This is a genomic window from Bradyrhizobium sp. CCGB01 (genome assembly GCF_024199795.1).
Classification (GTDB): Bacteria; Pseudomonadota; Alphaproteobacteria; order Rhizobiales; family Xanthobacteraceae; genus Bradyrhizobium.
In genome coordinates, this window is record NZ_JANADK010000001.1 from 3,666,302 (window position 1) to 3,690,162 (window position 23,861).

16 protein-coding genes are annotated in these 23,861 nt (G+C 63.6%); 4 read left to right on the plus strand and 12 right to left on the minus strand.

From position 1 onward, the window contains the following. Positions 1–3: 3 nt before the first annotated feature. The 9 genes from NLM25_RS16655 to NLM25_RS16695 form a co-directional block, all read right to left on the minus strand. Positions 4–441, minus strand: coding sequence for an SRPBCC family protein (locus NLM25_RS16655; protein WP_254117992.1), 438 nt, complete (start codon positions 439–441; stop codon positions 4–6). Between the two features lie 9 nt (positions 442–450). After that, positions 451–3,360 (minus strand): flotillin family protein, encoded by a 2,910-nt coding sequence (locus NLM25_RS16660; protein ID WP_254137679.1) that lies wholly within the window; start codon positions 3,358–3,360, stop codon positions 451–453. A 25-nt stretch (positions 3,361–3,385) separates the two neighbouring features. Continuing rightward, on the minus strand, positions 3,386–4,219 hold the full coding sequence (locus tag NLM25_RS16665) for a phosphoenolpyruvate hydrolase family protein (protein ID WP_254117994.1): 834 nt from the start codon (positions 4,217–4,219) through the stop codon (positions 3,386–3,388). A 3-nt stretch (positions 4,220–4,222) separates the two neighbouring features. Continuing rightward, the gene (locus tag NLM25_RS16670; RefSeq protein ID WP_254137680.1) at positions 4,223–6,430 is read right to left on the minus strand and encodes an ABC transporter permease; all 2,208 of its coding nucleotides are present in this window, start codon (positions 6,428–6,430) and stop codon (positions 4,223–4,225) included. Beyond that, positions 6,423–7,205, minus strand: a complete 783-nt coding sequence (locus NLM25_RS16675; protein ID WP_254137681.1) for an ABC transporter ATP-binding protein — start codon at positions 7,203–7,205, stop codon at positions 6,423–6,425. Before NLM25_RS16675 ends, NLM25_RS16670 begins: the two co-directional genes overlap by 8 nt. Then, entirely contained in the window at positions 7,198–8,307 is a 1,110-nt protein-coding gene (locus NLM25_RS16680; RefSeq protein WP_254137682.1) for a branched-chain amino acid ABC transporter permease, read from the minus strand. The genes NLM25_RS16675 and NLM25_RS16680 overlap by 8 nt, the downstream gene beginning before the upstream one ends. 1 nt (position 8,308) lies before the next feature. After that, positions 8,309–9,319, minus strand: a complete 1,011-nt coding sequence (locus NLM25_RS16685; protein ID WP_254117998.1) for a branched-chain amino acid ABC transporter permease — start codon at positions 9,317–9,319, stop codon at positions 8,309–8,311. A 203-nt stretch (positions 9,320–9,522) separates the two neighbouring features. Then, the gene (locus NLM25_RS16690) at positions 9,523–10,350 is read right to left on the minus strand and encodes an AraC family transcriptional regulator (RefSeq protein ID WP_254137683.1); all 828 of its coding nucleotides are present in this window, start codon (positions 10,348–10,350) and stop codon (positions 9,523–9,525) included. Positions 10,351–10,480: 130 nt separating this feature from the next. Then, a complete protein-coding gene (locus NLM25_RS16695) occupies positions 10,481–11,731 on the minus strand; it encodes an ABC transporter substrate-binding protein (protein WP_254118000.1) in 1,251 nt (416 codons plus the stop codon). Between the two features lie 362 nt (positions 11,732–12,093). Between NLM25_RS16695 and NLM25_RS16700 the strand changes: the two genes are divergently transcribed. The 4 genes from NLM25_RS16700 (at position 12,094) to NLM25_RS16720 (ending at position 21,389) form a co-directional block, all read left to right on the plus strand. Next, positions 12,094–14,382: an MHYT domain-containing protein gene (locus NLM25_RS16700; RefSeq protein ID WP_254137684.1), complete on the plus strand. Its 2,289-nt coding sequence runs from the start codon at positions 12,094–12,096 to the stop codon at positions 14,380–14,382. 1,979 nt (positions 14,383–16,361) lie between these two features. After that, the gene (locus tag NLM25_RS16710) at positions 16,362–17,780 is read left to right on the plus strand and encodes a calcium-binding protein (RefSeq protein WP_254118005.1); all 1,419 of its coding nucleotides are present in this window, start codon (positions 16,362–16,364) and stop codon (positions 17,778–17,780) included. Between the two features lie 205 nt (positions 17,781–17,985). Next, entirely contained in the window at positions 17,986–19,827 is a 1,842-nt protein-coding gene (locus NLM25_RS16715; RefSeq protein ID WP_254141197.1) for a type I secretion system permease/ATPase, read from the plus strand. Continuing rightward, complete coding sequence (locus NLM25_RS16720; protein ID WP_254137686.1) at positions 19,827–21,389, plus strand: HlyD family type I secretion periplasmic adaptor subunit; 1,563 nt, start codon at positions 19,827–19,829, stop codon at positions 21,387–21,389. Before NLM25_RS16715 ends, NLM25_RS16720 begins: the two co-directional genes overlap by 1 nt. Positions 21,390–21,490: 101 nt before the next feature. Here NLM25_RS16720 and NLM25_RS16725 read toward each other — a convergent pair whose 3' ends face one another. The 3 genes from NLM25_RS16725 to NLM25_RS16735 all read right to left on the minus strand — a co-directional run bounded on the left by NLM25_RS16725 (position 21,491) and on the right by NLM25_RS16735 (position 23,861). Then, on the minus strand, positions 21,491–22,177 hold the full coding sequence (locus tag NLM25_RS16725) for a HemK/PrmC family methyltransferase (RefSeq protein WP_254137687.1): 687 nt from the start codon (positions 22,175–22,177) through the stop codon (positions 21,491–21,493). A gap of 59 nt (positions 22,178–22,236) precedes the next feature. Beyond that, positions 22,237–22,731, minus strand: a complete 495-nt coding sequence (locus NLM25_RS16730; RefSeq protein ID WP_254137688.1) for a hypothetical protein — start codon at positions 22,729–22,731, stop codon at positions 22,237–22,239. A gap of 119 nt (positions 22,732–22,850) precedes the next feature. Then, positions 22,851–23,861 (minus strand): TAXI family TRAP transporter solute-binding subunit, encoded by a 1,011-nt coding sequence (locus NLM25_RS16735; protein WP_254124251.1) that lies wholly within the window; start codon positions 23,859–23,861, stop codon positions 22,851–22,853.

Genomic DNA, 23,861 nt, shown 5'->3' on the forward strand with positions numbered 1-23,861 from the left:
AGTTCACCCTCCGAACTGGCGCTTGAGGGCATCAAAGCCGCCCTGGAAGACGCCGCCGCCGATATTGCCGACGAGCTCTGCTTCCCGTTCGGGTGCGCAGTCGAACTCGGCGGTCCATTCCATGAAGGTCTGGTCGCCGTCGGTGACCGGCGTCAGACGCAGGGTCGCGACATAATTCTCGACGCCCATAGGGGAGTCCAGGATCGAATAGGTGCAGAACATGTCGTAGTCGGAGAGCCCGAGCAGCTTCTCCCGGATGCGATCGCCGTTGCGCAGGCGAAAATCCCTGACACAGCCGATCTTGTCCGAGGGCTCGCCGCCTTCGATGCGGCTCTCCGCGATTGCGGGGTGCCAGTTCGGCAGGCCATTGAAGTCGCGCACCCGCGCCCAGACGCGATCGTTGCGCGCATTGACGACGGTCGAGACATAGACGCGGGCCATGATGCCACCTCAGCTCTTCTTCCGGGGACCACGCTCGGAGGGCGGCTCGCCCTCGGTGGAAGGCGAGGGAGAGGCCGTGGGCTTCTCGCCGCCGCCTCCACCGCCGCCCTTCCGGGCGGACTCCTTGATGCCCTGCATGTCGCGCGCCTCGCGGATCAGGCCCGGCATCTTGGCGAGGCTGCCGCCTTCGACGCCAATGTCGGAGAGGATGGAGTCGATCAGCGGTGCCTGGACCCGGTAGCGCAGTGCCGAATCGATCACCTCGTCGGTGGCGCTGCGGCCGCCGTTGCCGCCATGGCCGTTGCCGTTGAGGCCGTCGACCTGGAGGATGCGAATACCCTCGATTTTCTCCATTGGCTTGACGCTCTCGCGCACGATTCCCTCGATCCGGTCCAGCAGCTTTCGGCGGAACAGCGAGTAGCGGGCCTGGTCGGTCAGCACGTTCTCGGCCTCGTTGAGCAGCCGCTGCGCCTCGGCTTCGACGGCCGCGCGTACGCGCTCGGCTTCGGCAGCGATGCGAGTTTCCTCGGCCTGCTTCTCGGCCAGCATGATTTCCACGCTTTTGCGGCGCTTGGCGATCTCGTTTTCACGTGCGGTGATGACGCGTTCGGAGGCCTCCGTCGCCTGTATCCGCGCTTCCTCGGCCGAGGCCCTCGCTGCGGATTCCTCCAGCGACTTCAGGTGGATCGCGATCGCCTTCTCCATCAGGACGGTCTCCACCTCCTTCTCGCGGTTGACTTCGAGCTTGCGTAGCTCGCGCTCGCGGCCGATGCGGGCTTCATCGAGCCCTCGATCGGAGGCAATGCGGGCGCGCTCGACCTCTTCGCGTGCGGAAATCTCGGCTTCCTGAAGCGACTGGACGCGGGCGACCTCGAGCTGCTCGATCGAGCGGCGGCGTTCGATCCGTGCCGCCTCCAGCGCCTGCTCGCGCGAGACGTCGGTGGTCTCGACGTCCTTGCGTGCGACGATCTCGGCCTGTTTGACCTGGCGGTCGGCGTCGATGCGTTCGGAGCGCTTGGCGGAGATCGCGATCACGCGGTCCTCGTCCGCCATCTCGATCACTTTCTTCTGTTCGATGTTGAGGACCTCTCGCTTCTTGGAAGAGTTGATGCGCTCGGCCTCGAGCGCGAGATCGACGGTGATACGCTGGCGCTCGATGGCGTCGCGCCGTTTCAGCTCGGCCGCCTCCAGGACGCCGGTCCGCTCGATTTCGAGCGATCGCGTGTCCCGCTCGGCCTGGATGCGCTCGGCAGCGACCGCCTTCTCCTGCGCGATCCGCGCGGCCTCGATCGCTTCCCGCGAGGCGATGTCGGCTTCCTCGACGGCGCGGTTGCGGGCGATTTCGAGCGAGCGAACGCGCTCCTCCTGGGCAATACGGGTGGCTTCCGTCGCTTCGCGTGCCGCGATCCCCGCGACATCGAGCGTCTGGTTGCGCTCGATTTCCAATTGCCGCGTATTCTGCTCGGCGGCGATGCGCTCTGCGGCAAGCGTCCGCTCGCGAGCGATGCGCGCAGCCTCGACCGCGCGCTGGGCCTCGATCTCGGCTTCCTGGATCGCGCGCACCTGCTGGATCTCGAGCGCGCGGGTGCGCTCGTCCGACGCGATGCGCTCGACATTGACGATCAGGGTCTGGGCGATGCGGGCCTTTTCGGTCGCCTCGCGGGCGGCGATCTCGGCTTCGTCCACGGCACGGGTCCGCTCGATCTCGCGGCGCCTTGTCTCTTCTTCGTTGGCGATACGGGCGTCGGTCACCACCCGGTCCTGCTGGATACGCGCTTTCTCGATCGCCTCGCGGGCGGCGATCTCGGCTTCCTCGACGGTGCGCATCCGGTCAATTTCGCGCTGGCGCACCTCGCGCTCGGAGGCGATGCGGCTGGTGTCGATCGAGCGCTGGTTGGCGATCCGGGTCTTCTCGATCTCTTCGCGCGCGAGCAATTCCTTCTCTTCGATGGTGCGCGTGCGCTCGATCTCCCGCTGGCGGGTCTCACGCTCCGAGGCGATGCGGGCTTCCGCGATCGACTGGTCGTTGGCGATGCGAGCCTTCTCGATGGTCTCGCGCGCGGAAATCTGCGCCTGCTCGGCTTCGGTCTCGCGCAGGGCCCGTTCACGCGCGACCTCGGTCCGTTGCAGGGCTCGGCGCATCTCGATGTCACGCTCCTGCTCGAGGCGCGCCGTCTCGCTTTCGCGCTCGATCTCGAGCGCCTGTCGCTCGGCCTCCAGATTGCGAGAGCGGATCTTGATCATCGAATCCTGCTCGATGTCGTTGCGCAGCTTGCGCTTGGCCTCGATGTCCTCCATCAGGCGTGTCAGACCTTCGGCATCGAAGCGGTTCGAGGGGTTGAAGAATTCGAGATCGGTCTGGTCGAGATCTGTGATCGCGACCGACTCCAGTTCGAGTCCGTTCTGGGCGAGGGCCTCTGCTGCGTTCGCCTTGACTCGGGCCACATACTCGCCGCGTTGCTCGTGCATCTGCTCCAGGGTCATCTCGGAGGCGACCGAACGGATCGCGGAGATGAATTTGCCGGCGAGGAGGGCGTGGAGCTGCTCGGGCTCCATGGTGCGGCGGCCGAGCGTGGCGGCCGCGATGGATACGGCTTCGCGGGTCGCCTGAACGCGGACATAGAAGTCGGCCTCAATGTCGACGCGCATGCGGTCCCGGGTGATCACGGCGTCTTGCCGGGAGCGCACGATCCCCATCGGCTGCACGTTCATGTTGACGGGCGTGTAGTCGTGGATGAAGGGCAGCACGAACGCGCCGCCGTTGATCACGACGCGCTCGCCAAGCAGGCCGGTCCGGACGAATGAGGTCTCCTTGGACGAGCGATGATAGAGCCAGTTCACGATGTAGACGGCGATTACGATCACCACCACGGCGATGATCAGCCAGAGGATCAATTCACCGACCAGTGTCCCTGACATGCTTTCCTCCCTCGACCTTCCGGCGTTATCGCGCGCCGATCGCCTTGAATTTGCGCACCTGATCCGTCAGCGCCCGCTCGACCGGCAGCCGCTCCATCGAGGAAGCGCCGTAGAAGCCGTGGCAGTGGCGCGTGTTCCTCATGATGAAATCGGCGTCGTCCGGATCGGCGATCGGTCCGCCATGGGCGAGCACCAGAATGTCCGGATTGACGCTGAGCGCGGCGGAGGCCCAGGTGTCGATGTGCGCCGGGCAATCCTCGAGCCTGGGCGCGGTCTGCGCGCCGATGGTGCCCCCAGTCGTCAGGCCCAGGTGACAGACAATGATATCCGCGCCCGCGATCGCCATCGCGGCGGCTTCCTTCTCGCTAAAGACGTAGGGCGTCGTCAGCAGGTCCTTCTCGCGCGCCTTTGCGATCATGTCGATCTCAAGCGCGTAGGACATCCCGGTCTCTTCGAGATTGGCGCGGAAGGTGCCGTCGATCAACCCAACGGTCGGAAAGTTCTGCACGCCGGCGAAACCGAGCGCCTTCAACTGGTCGAGGAAAGGATCCATGTCGCGGAACGGATCCGTGCCATTGACGCCAGCGAGCACCGGCGTCCTGGTCACGACCGGTAGCACTTCGCCGGCCATTTCCAGCACGATGGCGTTGGCGTCGCCATAAGCCAGCAACCCTGCAAGCGAGCCGCGGCCGGCCATGCGATAGCGGCCGGAATTGTAGATGACGATGAGGTCGACGCCGCCGGCTTCCTCGCACTTGGCCGAAAGGCCGGTGCCGGCGCCGCCGCCGATGATGGGCTCGCCGCGCTTTGCCATGTCGCGGAAGCGTTTCAACAGTTCTGCGCGTTCAAACCGGGCCATCGGTCACCTCGCTAATCTCCGGCGCGCCCCGGTGCGGCCGAACAAGGTCCGGAACGCGCTGACAATGGTGGAGGCGAACTCGGGATCGTTGATGTTCTTGGAGACGCGGATGAGCTGACGGTTGGCGGTCTGCCGCACGTTCCGCTCCAGCGCGCGGAACAGCGCAGCATCGGCATCGGGATCCCAGAACGGCCGTCCCCGCGCGTCGAGCGCGGAGACGCCGCCCTCGGGCAGGAAGAAACGCACCGGGCCGTCCATCTGGTTGAGCCGATCGGCGATCCAGCGTCCCATGCGTTCGTTTTCTTCCGCCGTGGTCCGCATCAGGGTGACCTGCGGGTTGTGGACGTGGAATTTCCGGCCGCGGTAGCGCTCCGGAATGGTCTGGGCGGCGCCGAAATTGACCATGTCGAGCGCGCCGACCGAGCCGACATAGGGCAGGCGGCTGCGGATGATGGCGCCGAAGCGGTCGTCGGTTGCCGGGAACACGCCACCCATCAGGAGATCGCAGACCTCCGTCGTCGTGAGGTCTATGACGCCCGCGAGCTGTCCGGAATCGACGAGCTTCTCCATTGAGCGGCCGCCGACGCCGGTGGCGTGGAAGACGAGGCACTCGAAATCCTCGCGCAGGTCGGCCGCGATCTTCTGTACCGCCGGCGTGGTGACACCAAACATGGTGATGCCGACCGACGGCAATCCGCCGTCGCCGCGGTCCTTCCGTGCATGCTGATCGAGGCGCGCCCTGACCATGCCGGCCAGCGCATTGGCGCCATTGGCGAGCACGGCGCGCGAGATCGAGTTGAGGCCCTGCACGTCGGTGACCGAGTGCATCATGGTGATGTCGGCGGGGCCGACATAAGGCCCGACGTCGCCGGAGGCGACGGAGGAGATGATCAGCTTGGGCACCCCGACAGGAAGGGACCGCATCCCCGGCGCAACCAATGACGCCGCGCCGGAGCCGCCCGCCGAGATCACGCCGGCAACATTGCTCTGGCGCCGCAGCCAGCTGGCGAAGGCCTCGGCCATGGCGGTGACGGCGGCGCCGCGGTCGGGTCCGAACACCGCCGATCCGCCGCGACCATGGTTCAAGGCGATCTCCTGGGCGGAGACGTCGCTGGCGGCGTGCCTGCCGCTGGTGGAGACATCGACCAATCGCGTGCGCAGGCCGCTCCCGGCGATGATGTCGCGGATGAAGCGAAGCTCCGCGCCCTTGGTATCGAGCGTGCCGACGACGAGCACGACCGGGGGGCCCTGCGTTTGCGCCGCGACCGGCTCGCGCCTGCGCCGCGCAGTCTCTTCGAGGCGCGTCACTTGTGTCGAGAACGTGCGGGCGGCGGCTTCGATGCGGGCGATCGGCACCGGCTGTGACCAGCGGGTCGGCGGCGTCGGGTTGGAAACATAGACGCGGATTGGCCCGTCCGGACGCGCCTGCTGCGGTTCGGGCTTCGCCTCCGTACCCGCCGCCGGCACTTCGATGTCGAGCTCGGCGTGCACTCCGACGCCGAGCAGGCGCTGCTGCAATGCGCGATCGGCGGCAAGCCGCGCGGAATCGATGATGCGGTTGACGCGGCCGTTGACCATGATCGCGACGTTGCGCGACACGGCCGTAGCCACGCCGATATTCTGCTCGATCACAAGTACGGACATGTCGCCGTCCTCGCCAAGACGCAGCAGCATCTCCTCGACCTGGGCGACGATGACCGGTGCAAGCCCCTCGGTGGGCTCGTCCATGATCAGGAGCTGCGGATTGGTAAGCAGCGCGCGGGAGATGGCGAGCATCTGCTGCTCGCCGCCGGAAAGCTGGCCGCCGCCGTGATCCTTGCGCTCGGCCAACCGCGGAAACGTCTCATAGATGCGCTCGACCGTCCAGGCTCCGCGACGCAGGCCGGCGGCAAGCTGCAGATGCTCATCGACACTGAGCGAACGCCACAGCCGGCGCCCTTGCGGCACGTAGCCGACGCCAAGGCGCGCAATGTGGGCCGGCGGTCGGCGTGTAATGTCATGGCCGCGGACGCGGATCGAGCCGCTGCTGACCGGCGCCAGTCCCATGATGGCCTTGCACAGCGTGGTCTTGCCCATGCCGTTGCGGCCGACGACCGAGAACACACCGGCCTCGAGTGTCAGGTCGACGCCTTGCAGCGCATGCGAATGGCCGTAGTAGACGTCGAGGCCGCGGACCTCGAGTGCGGCGGCGGAGCGGCGGACCTCATTCATGGCCGCCTCCTAGGTAAAGCTCCTGCACCTCGGGATCGGACTGGATCTCCTGCGGTCGGCCTTCCTTGAAGATGCGCCCGTTGTGCATCATCGTGACGCTCTCGACGACGCGTAGCGCTACGTCCATGTCGTGCTCGATGATGATGTAGCCGATATGCGCGGGCAGCGAGGTCAATATCTCGATCAACTCGGCACGCTCGGTCGGCGACAGTCCCGCGGCCGGTTCATCGAACAGCACGAAGCGCGGCGCGCCGGCAAGCGCCAGCGCGATCTCGAGCTGGCGCTGCTGGCCATGCGCGAGCTCGGCAACCTGCTGATCCTTAACGCTCGTGAGATGGACGGCCTGGACGAGGTTGTCGGCCGCGTGCATCAGCGCATCGTTTTGACCGGGGCGGAGAAACGAGAAGCGCCCCCGCGAGACGCCGCGGCAAGCGAGATAGACGTTGTCCTGGACTGTGAGGCCGGGGAACAGCGCGGAGATCTGGTAAGTCCGGCGCAGGCCGCGGCGGATGCGCTCATAGGGCGGGAAGTGCGTGACGTCCTCGCCGAAGAAGCGGATGGTGCCGGAAGAGGGTGGGAAGTCGCCGGTGATGCAGTTGAACAGGGTGGTTTTGCCGGCGCCGTTGGAGCCGAGCACGGCGCGCCGTTCGCCGGGGCGAACGGTGATGGTGACGTCGGTGAGCGCCGCGAGCGCGCCAAACAGGCGCGTCACGCCACGAAGCTCCAGCGCCGCGCCGGCGCCGACGGCAGAGAGGCGTTGCGCGACGCTATCCATGGCCAGATCCTCGGCCAGAGCTTCCTCCATGACGCCCGCTTGAACGGGCCGCGTTGGATCGCTGGCGTTTCCACCAGCTCTGCCAGAGCCCGATGACGCCGTCCGAGGACCAGAACACGATCGCGAGGAAGCCGAGGCCGATCAGCAGCCGGAAGCGGTTGCCGTCGAGCCCGAGCTTGACCAGGAAGTCGATCGCGAAGGTGCGGAGCAGCACGAAGATCAGCGCGCCGATGAAGGGGCCGATGGGTCGCGTGATGCCGCCGACCACGGCGATGATGAGGATGTCGATGCAGGCGCCGACGCTCACCGAGCCAGGCGAGATCTGCCGGTAGTTCCAGACCTGGAGCACGCCGGCTAGCGCTGCGACGAACGACGCGAAGGCGTAGGCCGCGACGCGATGCGCGTTGACGTTGAAGCCGAGCGCCGCCATGCGGCGGGGATTGTCGCGCACGCCCTGCAGCGCCAGGCCGAATGGCGCGCGGGAGATGTAGTCGACGGCGAAGTAACACGTCGCGGCCACCGCGAGCACGATGTAGTAGAATGGAATGTCGGCGCGCCAGTTGACGCCCCAGAAATGCGGCGTGGCAACGGTGTTGATGCCGGTATGCCCGTTGAAGATCGCCCAGTTCTGGTTGGTGAAATAATAGAACGCCGCGCCGATCGCGAGCGTGATCATGATGGTGTAGATGCCTTCGGTGCGCACGGCCAGCGCGCCGCCGAGCGTTCCGAAGATGGTCGCGAGCGCCAGCGCCATCGGGACCGCGAGCCACCACGGCCAGCCCAGGCTGATATTGGCGTTGCCGCTGACGCCGAACACCGCGACCATATAGGCGGAGAAACCGGCGATGGTGAGCTGCATCAGGCTGACCATGCCGCCATAGCCGGCGAGGAACATCAGGCTCAGCGCCATCGTGCCGAGGATCAGCGTGGTCGCAAAGATCTCGATCAGGAAGAAGCCGTTGGCGATCAGCGGCATGAGCAGGAGAATGCATGCGACGATCCAGGCCGCCGGATTGTCGATCTCCGGCCACCGGCGCAACGCAGGGCCGTGCGCGGTGGCGGCGGGGCGAACGGTGACGCGAGCGTCGTGAGCCAGCGACATCTCAGCGCCTCGCCACCAGGCCCTGCGGCCGGATTGCCAGTACCAGCACCATGATCAGGAAGGTCACGACGATGGCATAGGTGGGGATGTAGACGGAGCCGAGCTGCTCGGCGAGGCCGATGATGAGCGCGCCCAATGCAGCCCCCGGGATCGACCCCATGCCGCCGACGATCACGACCACCAGGGAAGCGAGCAGGAAGCGGATGTCCTCGCCGGGCGAGAGCGACTGGAAGGTTCCGCCGACGACGCCGGCGATGCCGGCAAGCCCGGCGCCGAACGCGAACACCCCCACGAAGACGAGCTGGATCCTGACCCCGGTCGCAGCCAGGATGTCGCGATCGTCGACACCGGCGCGGATGATCATGCCGATGCGCGTGCGGTTGAGCGCCAGCCACATCGCCACGCCAATCACGACGGAGGCGGCGAAAATCACGAGCCGCACCAGCGGATAGCGGAGATAGACCGGTTCGCCGGAGGATTTGACCGCTGTGACCAGAGGCAGCTCCACGGGGCCGATCAACCAGTTCGGCGTCTGGATCTGATAGAAGTCGCCGCCGCAAGCCCACAGCATGAGGTCGGCGAAAACGATCGAGAGCCCGATCGTCACCATGGTCTGCCGCAAGTCCTGGCCCTCCATGCGGCGGAAGACGATGAGCTGAAGCAGGACGCCGACCAGCGCCGTCAGGATGAAGGCGATGATGAAGCTGAGGAGCCAGGAGCCGGTCGAGGCGCTGATGGCGTAGCCGACATAGCCGCCGAACAAATACAGCGAGCCGTGCGCGAGGTTGACGTTGCGCATCAGGCCGAAGATCAGGGTGAAACCGCTGGCGACCAGGAAGTAGAGCCCGCCCAGCGTGATGCCGTTGAACACGGCGTTGAGGAAGACGCGCTTGCGGCCGATCGCCTCTTCAAGGCCCGGCGGCCACACCGCGAAGATCAACCACAGCGCCACGGCGATCGCGATGATGACGATCAGCGCCCATGCGGGATGCCGCTCGACAAAGCGGGTCATGATCGCCGCTCCGTCGTCACGTCACCCCAGCCCTCTCCCCGCAAGCGGGGCGAGGGGGCATGCAAGCCGTTGCCGGCCGCGAGCCCTGTCATCGACGTGCGTCCTCCCTGGACTGCGCGATCCTCTTGTCGGGACCGCGTTCTGCACATCCTAATAGGGCAGCCGGGTGCGCGCTTGATCGTGAGTATCTTTTCGCGCGCCCGTCAGGCGCGCAAAACCTTGGCCGCGCGGCGATAATCGGTCGGCGCCATGCCGACATTGGCGGCGAAGAAGCGGGTGAAACCGCTCTGCGATGAGAAGCCGAGATCGAAGCCGATATCGGCGATCGGTGCTTCGCTCGCCACCAGAGCCTCCAGCGCCTGCTCCATCATCAGCGTGTTGAGGTAGAGGTGCGGCGTGACACCCGTCTGCGTGCGGAATAGCCGGTAGAAATGCGGCCGCGACAGGCCGGATTCGCGCGCGATGGTGTCGAGCTCGATCTCGGCGCCGGGACTTTCCGACATCATCTTGATGCACTTGCGCACGCGAAAATCGGTGACGGAGCCATTCGCGCGCGGATCGCGCGCCGTTTCGGCCTGCTGCCAGCTCTCGTCGTAGCAGACGTCGATCAGCCGTCTCAGCTCGCCATCGAGGCTATTGAGGGAGGGAGCGCCGCACACGAGCGCGGCCGCGTGCCTGATCTGCTTGTCCAGCGCAGCCGACCGCGCGAACTGGGTCCGGCCGAAGCGCAGGCGGTCGGCGCCGGGCGCATCGGGGGCGAACCACTCCGCATTGACATAGAGCACGAAGAAAACGGCGCCGACTTCGAGATCGGACGGCAGAAAATTATGCGGTTCCCATGGATTGATCGCGACCACGGAACCCTCGGTGAGCTGGTAACGTCCGTCGCTGACATCGATGCATGCGGAACGTCCCCCGACATGGAAGATCAGATGACCTTCGCGATGTGCGTGGATGTTGAAAGGGCGGTTCAACTGATAGACCGTCGCCCGGCCAAAGCGGCCGTGGAAGACGGCGAGCGCCCGGCTCATGCCTTCCCTCCCAGAAGCTCTTGTCTTTTTTTGGTAGCGTTCAACAACCGGGGAGAGAATGCAAGGGCGCACGATGTCCGCGCCTTGCAAATCTCTCCCCGGTCAGTCATCGCTCGCGAACGAGACTACGTCAGTACTTCTTACATTCCGGTACTGTACGGCTTGGCAAACCAATCTTGGCGAACACCGCGGGGTCATAGCCCAGCGTCTGGTTGACGTTCGGGATCACCTTCACGACTTTCGAGAACAGTGCGCCCTTGCCATCGTCGACGACTTCCGTGACGAAGTTGGTGCCGATCGCCTGGCGATTGGAGTCGAGCTTGATCTTGCCGTTCGGTGCATCGAGTTCGATCTTGGCAAGCGCCGCCTTGTATTTGGCCTGGTTATTGGAAAGATCGCCGTTGACCTCGCGCAGCGCGAGGATCAGCGCCATGGTCGAGCCATAGTAATTGGTCGCAAGCAACGAAGGGCTGGGGAAGCGCTTGTTGGGCGGGAAGGCGTCCTGGTAGGCCTTCACGAATTTCTGCCAGCCTGGGTCCTCCCAGGTGTCGGCCTGGCCGCTCGCCGCGATCGTGCCGACCAGCGCGTTCTTGGCGTTGCCCTTGGACGAGAGGATGGTCTGGTCGATCATGATGGAACCACCCATCAGATGTGCCTTGCCGCCCGCCTGCTGGTACTGGTTCAGGAAGTTGACGGCGTCGGCCCCGCCGAGCCCGAGGTAGATGGCGTCGACGTCGTCGGGCAAGGCCGCGATGACGGAGGCAAAGTCCTTGGTGCCGAGTGGCACCCATTGCCGGTTGGTGACCTGTCCGCCGGCGCCGCAGAACTCGAGGACCAGGCCGAACACCTGCGTATAGATGAAGGAATAGTCTTCGCCGACAGTCGCGATCTTGCGATACTTCTTTTCCTCATAGGCGTATTTGCCGAGGCCGACCTGCCACTGCGCGCCATCCATGTTGTAGCGGAAGAAGTTCGGCGCGGGATCGACATAGGTCGTTTCCTGGGCGCCGGAAGCGGCGTTGATGAAGGTCAGCTCGGGATGGGTCTTAGCAAAGTTCTTGACCGCAATGCCCTCGTCGCCGGAGAGCGGCGACAGCAGGATCTGTACCTTGTCCTGCTCGATCAGCTTGCGCACGGCGCGCACCGCGGAGTCTGGTGTCGCGTCGGTCGAGGCGACGATGAACTCGAGCTCCTTGTCGCCGACCTTCTTGCCCAACACGTTGAGCGCCGTCTGGTGGCCGCGCATGCCATCCTCGCCGAGCACCGTGTAGGTGCCTTCCAGGGTTGCGGTGACGCCGACCTTGATCTTCTCCTGGGCGATTGCGGCGCCTGAAAGAAACAGGCTGCTCAAAGCGATAAGTCCCAAACTGCCTCTCAACATTGATCTCCTCCCTGTGTCGTCGTTTTTGCCGCAGCATCCACGGCGCCGTCCCTGGGCGGCGTTCGTTGGCTCGTGCGGTACTTGAGCGAAGGCTAGCCGAAGTCGAATTCAGCGCACGCGTCAGGCCGCCCTGTGGCTTGACGGGCAGTCTCATTTTGAATGCTGCGGCGCAATTGGCTTCGCGGTGCAATAGGCGACCGGCCTAGCGAATTTGCGGGGCAGTGCGTCAGGGGTGCGATCGTTCGTGCAGCAACGATCAAGCGTTGGACGGGGGCCTTGACGGCTACGGCGTGGTCCGGATCCCGCCGCCGCTATGCAACTTAGGGTGAATTCGCACCGGACTTCCGTTACAATCCGTGAAAATGAATCACCATGCAGCTTCTCACGATCCCGTTCTTGTCGCGCTGTCGATCCTGATCGCCGCGCTTGCCTCCTACACAGCGCTTGACCTTGCGACCCGCATGCGTGCCGCGTCCGGGCGGGCGCGTGCAGCCTGGCTTGCAGCCGCGGCCACCGCTATGGGCGGCGGCATTTGGTCCATGCATTTCGTCGGCATGCTGGCTTTCAGGCTGCCCGGGGTCGAGATCTCCTACGATCCATTCCTCACCTTTCTATCGCTTGTCGTTCCCATCGTTGTCGCGGCCGCGGCCTTCGCCGTGGTCGGAAGGCGCCCGCAGGCGCTCCTGGTATCCGGCCTGGCGATGGGGCTGGGCATATCCGGCATGCACTACACGGGCATGGGCGCAATGAGGATGGCGGCGTCCGTCGAGTACGATCCTCGATGGGTCGTGCTCTCGGTCGTGATCGCGATGTGCGCCTCGGTCGTGGCGCTCTGGCTCGCCTTTCGCAAGACAAACGCGACGCAGCGGCTGTTCGCAGGGCTTGTCATGGGTGTCGCGATTTCCGGCATGCATTACGCGGCCATGGAAGGTGCCTCGTTCGTGCCTGCGACCACCATGGCGGGACACGCTGGACATGTCGTGGGTCGGGCGCCGCTGGCATTTCTGCTCGCCGGCGCCACCATTCTCATCCTGAGCATCGGGATTGCGGCTGCCGTCTACGATAGGGCTTCGGCGGAGCGCGCCCAACGCGAGGCCAGTGCGCTGAGGCGTAGTGAAGAACGCTTTCGGCTCCTGGTGGAGGGGATCGCCGATCACGCCATGTTCATGCTCGAGCCGAATGGGTCCGTGGGAAACTGGAATCTCGGGGCGCGCAGGCTGATGGGTTATGGCGACGACATCGTCGGGACAGGCTATGCGATCCTTCATACCGACGAAGACCGTGCGTCCGGGGTGCCGGCACGTGCGCTCCTTGAGGCTGAGCGGGACGGCAAGTCGGCAGCAGAAGGCTGGCGCGTGCGCCGAGATGGCAGCCGCTTCTGGGCCGAGGCAACCCTGGTCGCGGTACGGAACGAAAGCGGCTCGATCACCGGGTTTGCCAAGATCGTGCGCGACATCAGCGAGAGAAGACGGGCACAGGACGCGCTGGATCGGGCACGCGAAGCGCTGACTTTATCGCAGAAAATGGAGACCATCGGTCAACTCACCGGTGGCGTGGCCCACGACTTCAACAACTTGCTCGCCGCCGTTCTCGGCAGCCTCGAGCTGCTGAAGAAGCGCCTGCAAACAGATGATCCAAAGATACAGCGTCTTGTGGACAACGCGATGCAAGGCGCGCAGCGGGGCGCTCTGCTCACCCAACGCTTGCTCGCCTTCGCTCGTAAACAGGATCTCAAACCGGTTGTCGTCGACATCGCCGCGCTGGTGCGGGGCATGGCCTCACTGCTGAAGTTCGAGGCAGGCGTACGTATCGACACACTGTTTCCGTTGGACCTGCCAAACGTAAAGATTGACGCCAACCAGCTCGAACTGGCCATCCTCAATCTCGCGGTAAACGCTCGTGATGCGATGCCGGCCGGTGGCCTGATAACCATATCCGCCCGACACGAGCAGCACGAAGCCGGCGCGCCTCGCTACGTCGCGCTCTCGGTGAGCGACACCGGCTGCGGCATGGACGAGGAGACGCTCAAGCACGCTCAGGAGCCGTTCTTCACGACGAAGGGCATCGGCAAAGGCACCGGGCTCGGACTATCGATGGTTCACGGCCTCGCCGAGCAGTCCGGCGGCAGGCTTGTCTTGAAGAGCCGCCTTGGGGTGGGTACGACGGCCGAGATCTGGCTGCCGGTAGCCGGGGAGGAGGCTGCGCTGCCAGCGCTGCGCGCGGAGGCTCCGGCCCCCATACTTCGGTCCAACCGCCGGCTTTCTGTGCTTCTGGTCGACGACGATCCTCTCGTGCTCGAGAATACGGCGGCAATGCTGGAGGATCTTGGGCATGCAGTGGTCGAGGCACGGTCGGGCGAAGAGGCATTGGCTCTTCTCCGCCGCACGCGGACCATCGAACTCGTTGTCACCGATTATGCCATGCCGGGCATGACCGGCCTGCAGCTTGCTGAAGCGGTGGTCGTGGAGCGTCCCGGGACAGTGATCCTCCTGAGCACCGGATACGCGGAGCTTCCCATCGGAGCGCGTTCCAACCTGCAACGCTTGTCGAAGCCGTTCGATCAGGCCGCGCTCGAGAAGGCTATCGAGGGAGCGATGCAGGAGGGGGAGCACACGAGATCTGTCGTCGCGCTTCGGCCAAAGAGCGCGTGAGACCGTCGGGACCCGTCGTGCTTTGGCTATTCGCAACCTTTGATTGTTTGCCTGGCTGACGGATGGCGCCGACTGAAAGTTGGCCGTTGCTTCATGCCACAGCGATCCGTCGTCGCTTGGCGTCGAAGTGCTGCTTCTTCTGAAATTGCCGATGTGCAGTGTCGAAGTTGCTGCCGTGCGGCGTGTCTGGCTGGCGGCTGCCGATCGGCGCCGCCAGCACATTTGACCAAGGCCCCCGACGAAACCAACATGATTGCGCGGGGCGGCAGGAAGTACTTCAAGCAGGGAGAAGAGCGGCTTGGTGACGAGAGCATGCCTTTGTCGTGGTGGAGGCATGCCGGTGCTTGGAAACTGACTTGCCGATTACATGAAAGGCTTTATTCAAGTCGACGCGCCGCGCGGATTCACAATTGTATACCCTCTCAATGATCGCGCGTGTATTCGCGTTGCGCGTCCACCCGAGTTGCCGTCATATGCCATCCAGACGTCGCCTCCGATATGCTGCTCCAGGACGAAAACGTGCCCGCGTCTTGCCGCGACCATTCCTGGTGCTGGCGACGTACGCGGAAATCGCAGCCAGTTTGCCGCGAGATTCAACTCCGGCACGATGCGGCCAAACAAGTGCAAAGCCGCGGCACAACCACAGAATGAGGACGGGCAACCCGAGGGGCGACCGCCAACGATCCGAGTGCTGGCCGGACTATCAAGTGTTGCGGTACTTGTCCCGGCGACGACGGCGAGTTGTTTTGAACGGTAAGTCCGCAATGAGTATTGGACCTCTTTACGCTGGTTCAAGGTTTGCGAATAGGAAGAGAAGTCGCAAGGCATGGTGACGTTGCATTCAGAGGCACGTTCTGTGCGATATGGTCTTGCTTCCGAACTGGCAGAGGTGATTACAACGAAGCAACAGGCGGAAATAACTTGCTTGAGCATTGCAGGCTCCAGATTAATGGATCCTGCCCCGAGCAATGAAAAGCAAACAACAGATTGGCTGAAATGGGTCCAAAGGGCGGTCTAACGCTGGATCAGCGGCCGGCTATACTTCAGGGGTAACTCCGGGACGCGCCGATCGCTGAAGAGCGCCTTGTGGACCGTGGACGCGGCATCCGCTTCACGGGTCGATCATGGCCACGTAGTCCACGTGAAGTGTGATTGGTCCCTTCGATCCGTCCAAAATTACGCGGAGACTTTTCGGATAGTATCCGGCCCCAACCACCGTTCCGGTCTTTCCGGCCAAGCGAGGACCGGCTGCCGGCTCTACCTGAATTCGTGAGCCCGGCGGAAATTTGAGGTTCGTTTGGGCCGACCCTGACATGATGTCCTCGGCAACGAATGAGCTAATGCTACTCGAAAAGTCGCTAGCGCGCGCAGTGAACGAACGGGCGGGACAAATTCGATCGCGCGCGCTGGTCGAAAAGCGGGCCGCCAACATCGATGCCGAAGAGGTAACTTAATCCGGCGCCTAAGACCGAATGTCTTCCTTCCGCAATTCGCGATTTGCCTCGCAAGCGAGCGCTATTTTGGTGCCACAATACCGGCGCATGCTGACGCCGCTCCGCTTGAATCTTCTATCCACCTACATCCACCTGCGTCACGCCCCGTAATGAACAACGGAAATGATTTGGAGAACATCCGTCATCGGGGGTAATCCGCGGACATGAATCAATACGGTTCGTTGCCGCTTCCGGCTCCGAACAATTTTGTCGGCGTTGTGCCGGATCTCAACGATGGTCTCGGCTCGAAGCGGCCGCATATCGTTGAATCATCTTTCAAAACAAGTTTCCCGTCAGATCTGGCAATCGGCGCCGACGAGTTGTTGTGCAAACTTTGGGCACAATAATCCCTTGGTTACGCCTGATGGAACGGAAATTCCTGCCTCAAACGTAAACATACGTTCACCTCGGTGGGACGCACGATCGGTTGTCGGGCGCTCAGACCTACAGGTCACTGGGGGTTTCAACACAGACAGGGGAATATCATTGGCAACATTACACTACGCTGCGGGCGGGGGTCTGGACTCGCAAGGTAACTTCGCACCAGCTGAAGCTGGCTTCAATCTCGCGGATGTCCAGTATGTCGACCAGGTGAATGCACTGCCCGACGGCGTGCAGGGTCTGGTCTGGCTCGATCAGTACCAAGGCGTGACTCAGGACTTCATCGACCAGGTGACGCCTTTCCTCAACAATCCGAAAGTGTTCGGTTTCTACCTTGTGGATGAGCCCGATCTGACCGGAGAGTGGGGACCGCAAGCCGACCCAGCGGATCTGAAGGCTGAATCCGACTGGATTCATGCGCACTCCGACGCCAAGACGTTCACCGTCCTGATGAACACGGGGTCATCGGACGATCCGAACTACATGAACAGCTACAACCAGGAGAACACCCACATCGATTACTTCGGTCTCGATTGGTATCCGGTTTGGACGGATCGTCCCGACGTCGACCTCAGCACCATCGACAAGTACGTCGCTGCTGCCGAGCAGGCCGGAATTCCGCTCGAGTCCATCGTTCCGGTTTACCAGGCGTTCGGAGGCGGCGGCTGGTCCACCGAAACCGGCAGCCAGGTCGCGGTGCCCTCTGCCGAGCAAGCGCAGGCGATGATCGATCATTGGGCGGACCTCGTTCCCAATCCGGCGTTCGACTATGCTTACGCTTGGGGTTCGCAGAATGGCGATACCGCGCTTGAGGATTTGCCGGAGCTGCAGCAGGTGTTCCTGGCGCACAATACCAGCGAGCACACGTCGTCGGGTGGCACGACCGTTCCGCCCGTTACGGATCCGGTGACCGACACGCCGCCGGTTGCGGACGATGGCGGCAGCACCGGCACGGATGGCAGCACGCCGCCTGTTGCGGACGCTGGCGGTAGCACCGGCACGGACGGCAGCACGCCGCCTGTTGCGGACGCTGGCGGTAGCACCGGCACGGACGGCAGCACGCCGCCGGTTGCGGACGCTGGCGGTGACACCGGCACGGATGGCACCACGACGCCGCCGGTTGCCGACGCTGGCGGTAGCACCGGAAGCACCCCTCCCGTGTCGGGCTCGGACGGAACGACGGATCCGTCGACCGGCGGTACGACGGACACTGGCGGCTGGGGTGGCCATCACCACGGCAACTGGGGCGGTGGCAACTGGTCGGGCGGTTGGCAGACGAGCGACGGCGACGGTGGGCACTACCACCGCGGCGGTGGGCTCGATTTCTCGCAGTGGATCAATGCCGCCACGTCGTCCGTGTCCGGATCCGGAGATCATTCCTGGTGGCGGGGTCACAATGCCACGTCGACCGCGACTGCGGATGCTGCGTCCGACCAGACGGATACGTCGGACACAGGGTCGTTCGTCTCGCATCTGGCTGATCTGATGTCTCACCATCACGATCATCACGCGTGGCACTCGTAAGCTCGTAGGTCGTCTACAACAACAAGGACATACGCGCGGTGCGCCGCGCGTATGTCTAATCTGGGGGAGTTCCTCGCGACCACAGGGGCGGTCGAGAGGCGGGGTGGCATTCCGCGCGCGGCGGAATGTTGAAATGCGGGCGTCTTGACGTCCGATCATGCAATTTTCAACCGCTTACCGCCGCCCGGCCAAGGGCGGCCCGGATATGCACATGCTCGCTTCGGCAAAACAGTCTGCGCTTGCGGACGCTTTCCGTCGGATACGTCCCGGCCTGCTCGCGGCCGGCGGACTGTCCATTTTCATCAACCTGCTGGTGTTCGTTTCGCCGCTCTACACCATGCAGATCTACGATCGGGTGCTGACGAGCCGAAACGGGATGACGCTGCTGCTGCTCTCGGTGATCGCGCTCGTTCTTTTCATCAGCTACGCGGCGCTCGAGCATTTTCGCAGCCGTGTTCTCGTGCAAACTTCGCTTCACTTTGATCGGATAATCTCGGGGGACACGTTCGAGACAGCGCTCGGACAGGCGCTGAGCACGAGCAGCTCGCATCACGTTCAGCTGCTGCGCGACGTCGACACCTTGCGTGAAGTGTTGTCGGGCGGCGTCATCACGTCGCTGATGGACGTGCCGTGGACGCCGATTTTCCTCGCGATTTGTTTTCTGCTCCATCCGCTGATCGGCCTCGTCGCCCTGATCGGCGCGGTCATTATCCTGACGCTGGCCTTCCTCAACGAGCGGCTTACGAAGACGCCGCTGAATGCGGCTGCATCGAAGAATCTTCATGCACTGGACCGCTTGACCTCGTCGCTGCGCAACGCCGAAGCGATCCGCGCGCTTGGAATGGGACCCGCGGTCCGCGCCGCCTGGGCGGAAACTCACGGTCAGGCGCTGTTGCAAAGCGCGACGGCCGGGGAGCGAGGAGGGACTTTGCTCGCGATCTCGAAATTTCTGCGCATGGCGATTCAGGTGTCCATCATGGGAGTAGGCGCATACCTCGCGATCCAGCAGGAAATCTCGGGAGGTGTGCTGTTTGCGGCGTCGCTGATCATGGGACGCGCGCTCGCACCCGTGGAGGCTTCGGTATCGCAATGGAAGGCGCTGGTTGCCGCGCGGACCTCCTATGCCCGGCTCAATCGCGCGCTCGAGGCGCGTTCGACAGTGGGGCGGCCGACGAGACTGCCGGCACTGGTGGGGCAGGTCTCGCTCGAGGCCGCGACGGTGCTCGTCCCCGGATCGCAACTGCCGGCCATCGCCGACGTCTCGTTCCGCCTGGCGCCCGGCGAAGTGGTCGCCGTGGTTGGGCAGTCCGGCTCTGGAAAATCGTCGTTGGCGCGGGCCCTGGTCGGCGCCTGGCCGCTGGTGCACGGCTGCGTGCGCATCGACGGCAACGACGTCAGGCATTTCGATCCCAATTTCCTTGGACAGAACCTCGGCTACCTTCCTCAGGACGTCGAACTGTTTGCCGGTACCGTGCGCGACAACATTGCACGTTTCCGCGACGACGCCTCCGACGAGGCGGTCGTCGAGGCGGCGCAGTTGGCGTCGGCGCACATGATGATCCAGCGTCTCCCGAAGGGCTATGACACCGTGATCGGAGACAACGGCGCAGGTTTGTCCGGTGGTCAGCGGCAGCGCATCGGGCTCGCGCGCGCACTGTTCGGCAAGCCGGTGCTGGTCGTGCTCGACGAGCCGAATGCAAACCTCGATGGTGACGGCGATCGCGCGCTGGCCGATGCGATCCAGCGGCTGAGGCAGAACAAGGTGACGATCGTGATCATCAATCACCGCCCGAACCTGCTCGCCGCGGTAGACAAGATCGTGTTCATGCACGAGGGACGGCTCGGACGAATCGGGACGCGCGAGGAAATGTTGCCTACGCTGCTTGGGAAAACGGTTGCGCCGATGCGGCGTGACGCGCGCGAGCCCGCTGAGCATCATCGCGCTGATCGCCATCACCATGCTGATGGAAGCCATCGTGGCGATGGCGCTCACCGTCACGCGCAGCTTTCAAATCAGGTGCGTCAGGCGCACGCGACGAGGCAGTAATGGACAAGATGTTGCAGCGGGGAGCAGACGCTCTTCACGACGAACTGGCGGAGATCCTGAGGCAGTTCAACAGAACCAATCAGGCGGCGCAGGCGCCGCGAGCTCCGAGCAAACTCCTTGCGACGGCGGAAACGATAACAACGACAACAAAGTCGCTGCTCCATCTTGCCAAGGCGAAACTGCCGATTCTTGCCAAGACAAAACTGCCGAATCTTGTGAAGGCGAAGCTGCCGATCTTGTGGTCCCGAGCGTCCGTGGACAACGACAACGAGGGTCCGTCGGGCGATTGGCAGACGCCTGCGCGGCGGGGCTTCCTGGTCGTGTTCCTCACCTTTGGTGTATTTGGCGGCTGGACCGCCCTCGCATCGATCGACGGTGCCGTGGTGGCGGCCGGCTCCGTCGTTGTCGAGAGCGACCGTAAGGTGGTGCAGCACCTCGAGGGCGGAATCGTCCAGAACCTGCTGGTCACAGGCGATGCTCATGTCGCGGAAGGTCAGGTCCTGTTGCGGCTCGATCCGACCCAGGAGCGGGCCAAGGAGGAGATCGCTCGCTCGGCGGTGTACTCGGCGGTTGCCGAGGAGGCGCGCCTGCACGCGGAAGCCGAAGGGAGAGACAGCATTACGTTTCCGTCCGAGCTGCTCCAGAAGGTTTCCGATCCGAACGCGATACGTGCAATGGGTGACCAGAAGCGGCGCTTCGATGAACGTCGCGCTGCGCGAAAGATCGAGGTCTCGATTCTCGAGGAACGTATCGCGCAGGCGCAGCGTCAGATCCAGGGGAATACCGCTCAAAACAAGGGCGCGCGGGCGCAGTTCGACAGCGTCAGTCAGGAATATACCAAGCTCAAGCCGCTCGCTGATCAGGGCATCGTACCGTTCGCCCGCGTCGCCACGCTGGAGCGTTCCAAAGCGGATCTCGAGGGCAAGATCGGCGCATACGAGGCGGATATCGCTCGTTATGGCCGCATCATCGACGAGTCGCGGCTCCAGATCGACCAGGTCGGGCAGAAAGTGCTGGAAGAGGCAACCGGCAAGCTCACCGATACGCGCGCCCAGCTTGCTGATGCACGTGAGAAGCTGCGCGTCGCGGTCGATGTCCTGGCCCGGATGGAAGTACGCGCACCGCGATCGGGGCGGATCGTGAACCTGAAAGTTCACACGATCGGTGCCGTGATCAAGGCGGGCGACGTGTTGATGGAGATCGTGCCAGACAACGACGTTCTCGTGGTGGCCGCAAGGGTGTCGGCACTTGATATCAATCACGTCCAGCTCGGCCTGCCGACAGAAGTGCGGCTTCCCTCGTTCAAGGCGCGCACCACGCCGATCGCTCTCGGAGAGGTTCTTTCGATCGCGGCCGACGCCGCGCGCGACGATGCCACGCATCAGCCCTATTACGAGGTGAAGGTCTCGGTCCAGGTGACGCAATTCCCCGAGAAAGTCCGTGAGAAGCTCAAGCCGGGCATGATGGCCGATGTGTTGATCGCAACCGGAGAGCGCACAATTCTTGCCTATCTGACCCAGCCGATCACGGACGCGATCCGGCGCGGGATGCGGGAGAGCTGAGAACGTATCGGCTTTCGCTGGCCGGCCCGCGCAAGGGCCGCTGGGTTCGGAGTGCTACCCTGCAATGCCAACCATCATGACGGGGAAGTGCTCGAACCTGGCTATTCCTTCGCGTACGCCATAACGACGCGACCGGAGCCCGTCTCGTCCGAGACCACGCCGACATTTTCGTAGGCGGCGTTGCGTTCGAGTAGGGTTGCCACTTGTCGATCCTGGCCGCGGCCCACCTCGAACAACAGCAATCCTCCTGGCCGCAAGTAGCGAGGTGCGTCTTTCGTAACGCGCATATGGATGCTCAATCCGTAGGGCCCGGCCGCGAATGCCTCGCGCGGCTCGTCTGCGAGCAGGGAAGCGCGATCGCCGTTGAGCCGGGCCTCCGAGATATAGGGTGGGTTGCAGACGATCAGATCGATGGTTTGCTCGAGTTGCAGGCCTGTCAGGGCCCCGAACAGATCGCCCTGGAGCACGGTGATACGAGACCCGAGATCCTTATGCGCGACGTTACGCCGGGTGAGCTCGACACATCCCTCAGTCAGATCGCTGGCCCAAACGTGAGCGCCAGGAATATTGAGCGAGATCGCGCATGCCAGATTGCCGGCGCCGCAGCACATGTCGACGATCCGCGGCGCGGGAAGGCCCGTTCGGCGCAGTGATTCAACCGCGGTGCTGCCAAGCAGCTCGGTTTCCGGCCGGGGCACCAGCGCGCCAGGAGCAACCAGAAGTTCGATTCCCATGAACCGGGTGCGTCCTCGCTCATAAGCCTCGGCTACATTGATCGTTTCGCTCATCGCATTCAAACCTCACGCGTGACGCATTCCTTCAAATGTTCAGCCCGCCTTCTGGCTGGTCAGCCAGACCGCCAGGCGCAGATCTTTGCAAGCCGCCCACGGACGGCGTCGAGACCGGTCAGTTCAAATGTTTCCTCGTAGGGTGTAGCCGTGTCAGCATACACTTTGGCCAGAAGCCGGCCTGTCCCTGGCATGGAGTTTATGAAGCGGACGGTATCGCCCGGAAGGGCAAGGCTTCGGCCGCCATCAGCAACCCTCCAGCGCTGGTCGACAGGCGGCTGATCGTTGATCTGGAATACGACCCTAATTTCGGTGACCGGAGTTTTGGTCCAGGAACTCGCCGAGGAGAGCAACAACTCGGTCCTATTGCCGCGACAATGTATGGCGAGCGACGAGGGTCCATCCTTCCGGCCGGTTCGTCCGGTGGTCTGCGCGGCGATCTGCGGCTTGCGGTCCACCGGTGATGTCGTTTCGCTGATGATCCAGTTCGGAATTTGAGGAGCTCTGACGGATTGCTCAGGTGCTTCCGCAATCTGATCGTCGACGCAGGTCATGTGCTCCATTCCCTGCAACCGCGCGCATGCCTTCGAACGATCTGGCGTGTCGCCGGCTTGAGCGCAGCTTAGATGACCGATACCCGCGAGCAAGGAGGCCGCAAGGGTACCGAGTCGCTTCATCGCGACAGTCCGACTGTCGCGCTGGGCGAGCGATCGAGCCATTCCTGCGCCGGAGCAAACCGGGTCAGAGTGGGGACACTGGCGCGGAGATTCACGTCCTTCCATTTTGTATCGAAGCCAGCGGACTGCAGCCGGTCGAGCCGTCCGAACAGGTGGTCGACGAAGCGCACCATGCGCCGGTAGCGATCGGTCTGCGGCTGCCAGTTGTAGGCGGCAAGAATCGTGGGGACGGCAATGGTCGCGATCCGCTTGCCTTCTGGCACGAGGTTTGGGTAGTCCTTTGGATCGAGGGACGACGGAAGATAGTAGTCTTCAAATCTGGGGTCGTATTCGATGGGCAGGAACTTGAATCCTTCATCCCAGCGTCCTTTCAAGAAGGCATCGACCGGCTTTGATGTGATGAAGACAACCGCTGAAATGTCGCCGCTCTTCATCTGCTGCAATGCGACCTGGTGGGGAATGAACATCTTTTCGACATTCAGTCCCAGCCGGCTGAAGATCAGCGGACCAGAATAAGCGGCTGCTGTACCCTGGGTGTTGAAGTTGACCTTCTTTCCCTTGAGGTCGTCGAGCGACTTGATCTCGGGACGCACGAAGATGTGCAGCTCGGCCGGGAAGAGGTTGAGAACATAGACGATGCGCCGTTCGATCGACGGAACCTGCGCCTTGTACTCGTCCAGGGCATCCATGTTGATGATCGCGGCATCAACGCCCCTGAGATAGAGCAGCGAGTTGACGTTTTCGGTGGCGCCGGTCGTCACGATCGGAATGACGTGAAGCTTGTCTTCCTCGTTGACGACGCGTGCGATCTCTGCGGCGAGCCGAAGCGGCGCGCCCTCGATAAGTCCTCCGGCGAGCCCCACCGTCCATGCATTGATGCGTTCCTTTGCGGCCGTATCGGCATTCCGTGCCAGCGGCTCGCGCGGCGAACGAGATTGGGCGCTGGCAGCAAGCTGCAGGCCGAACAGTGCCAATGCGACCGTGAATGCGAGCTTGCTCAATGACAT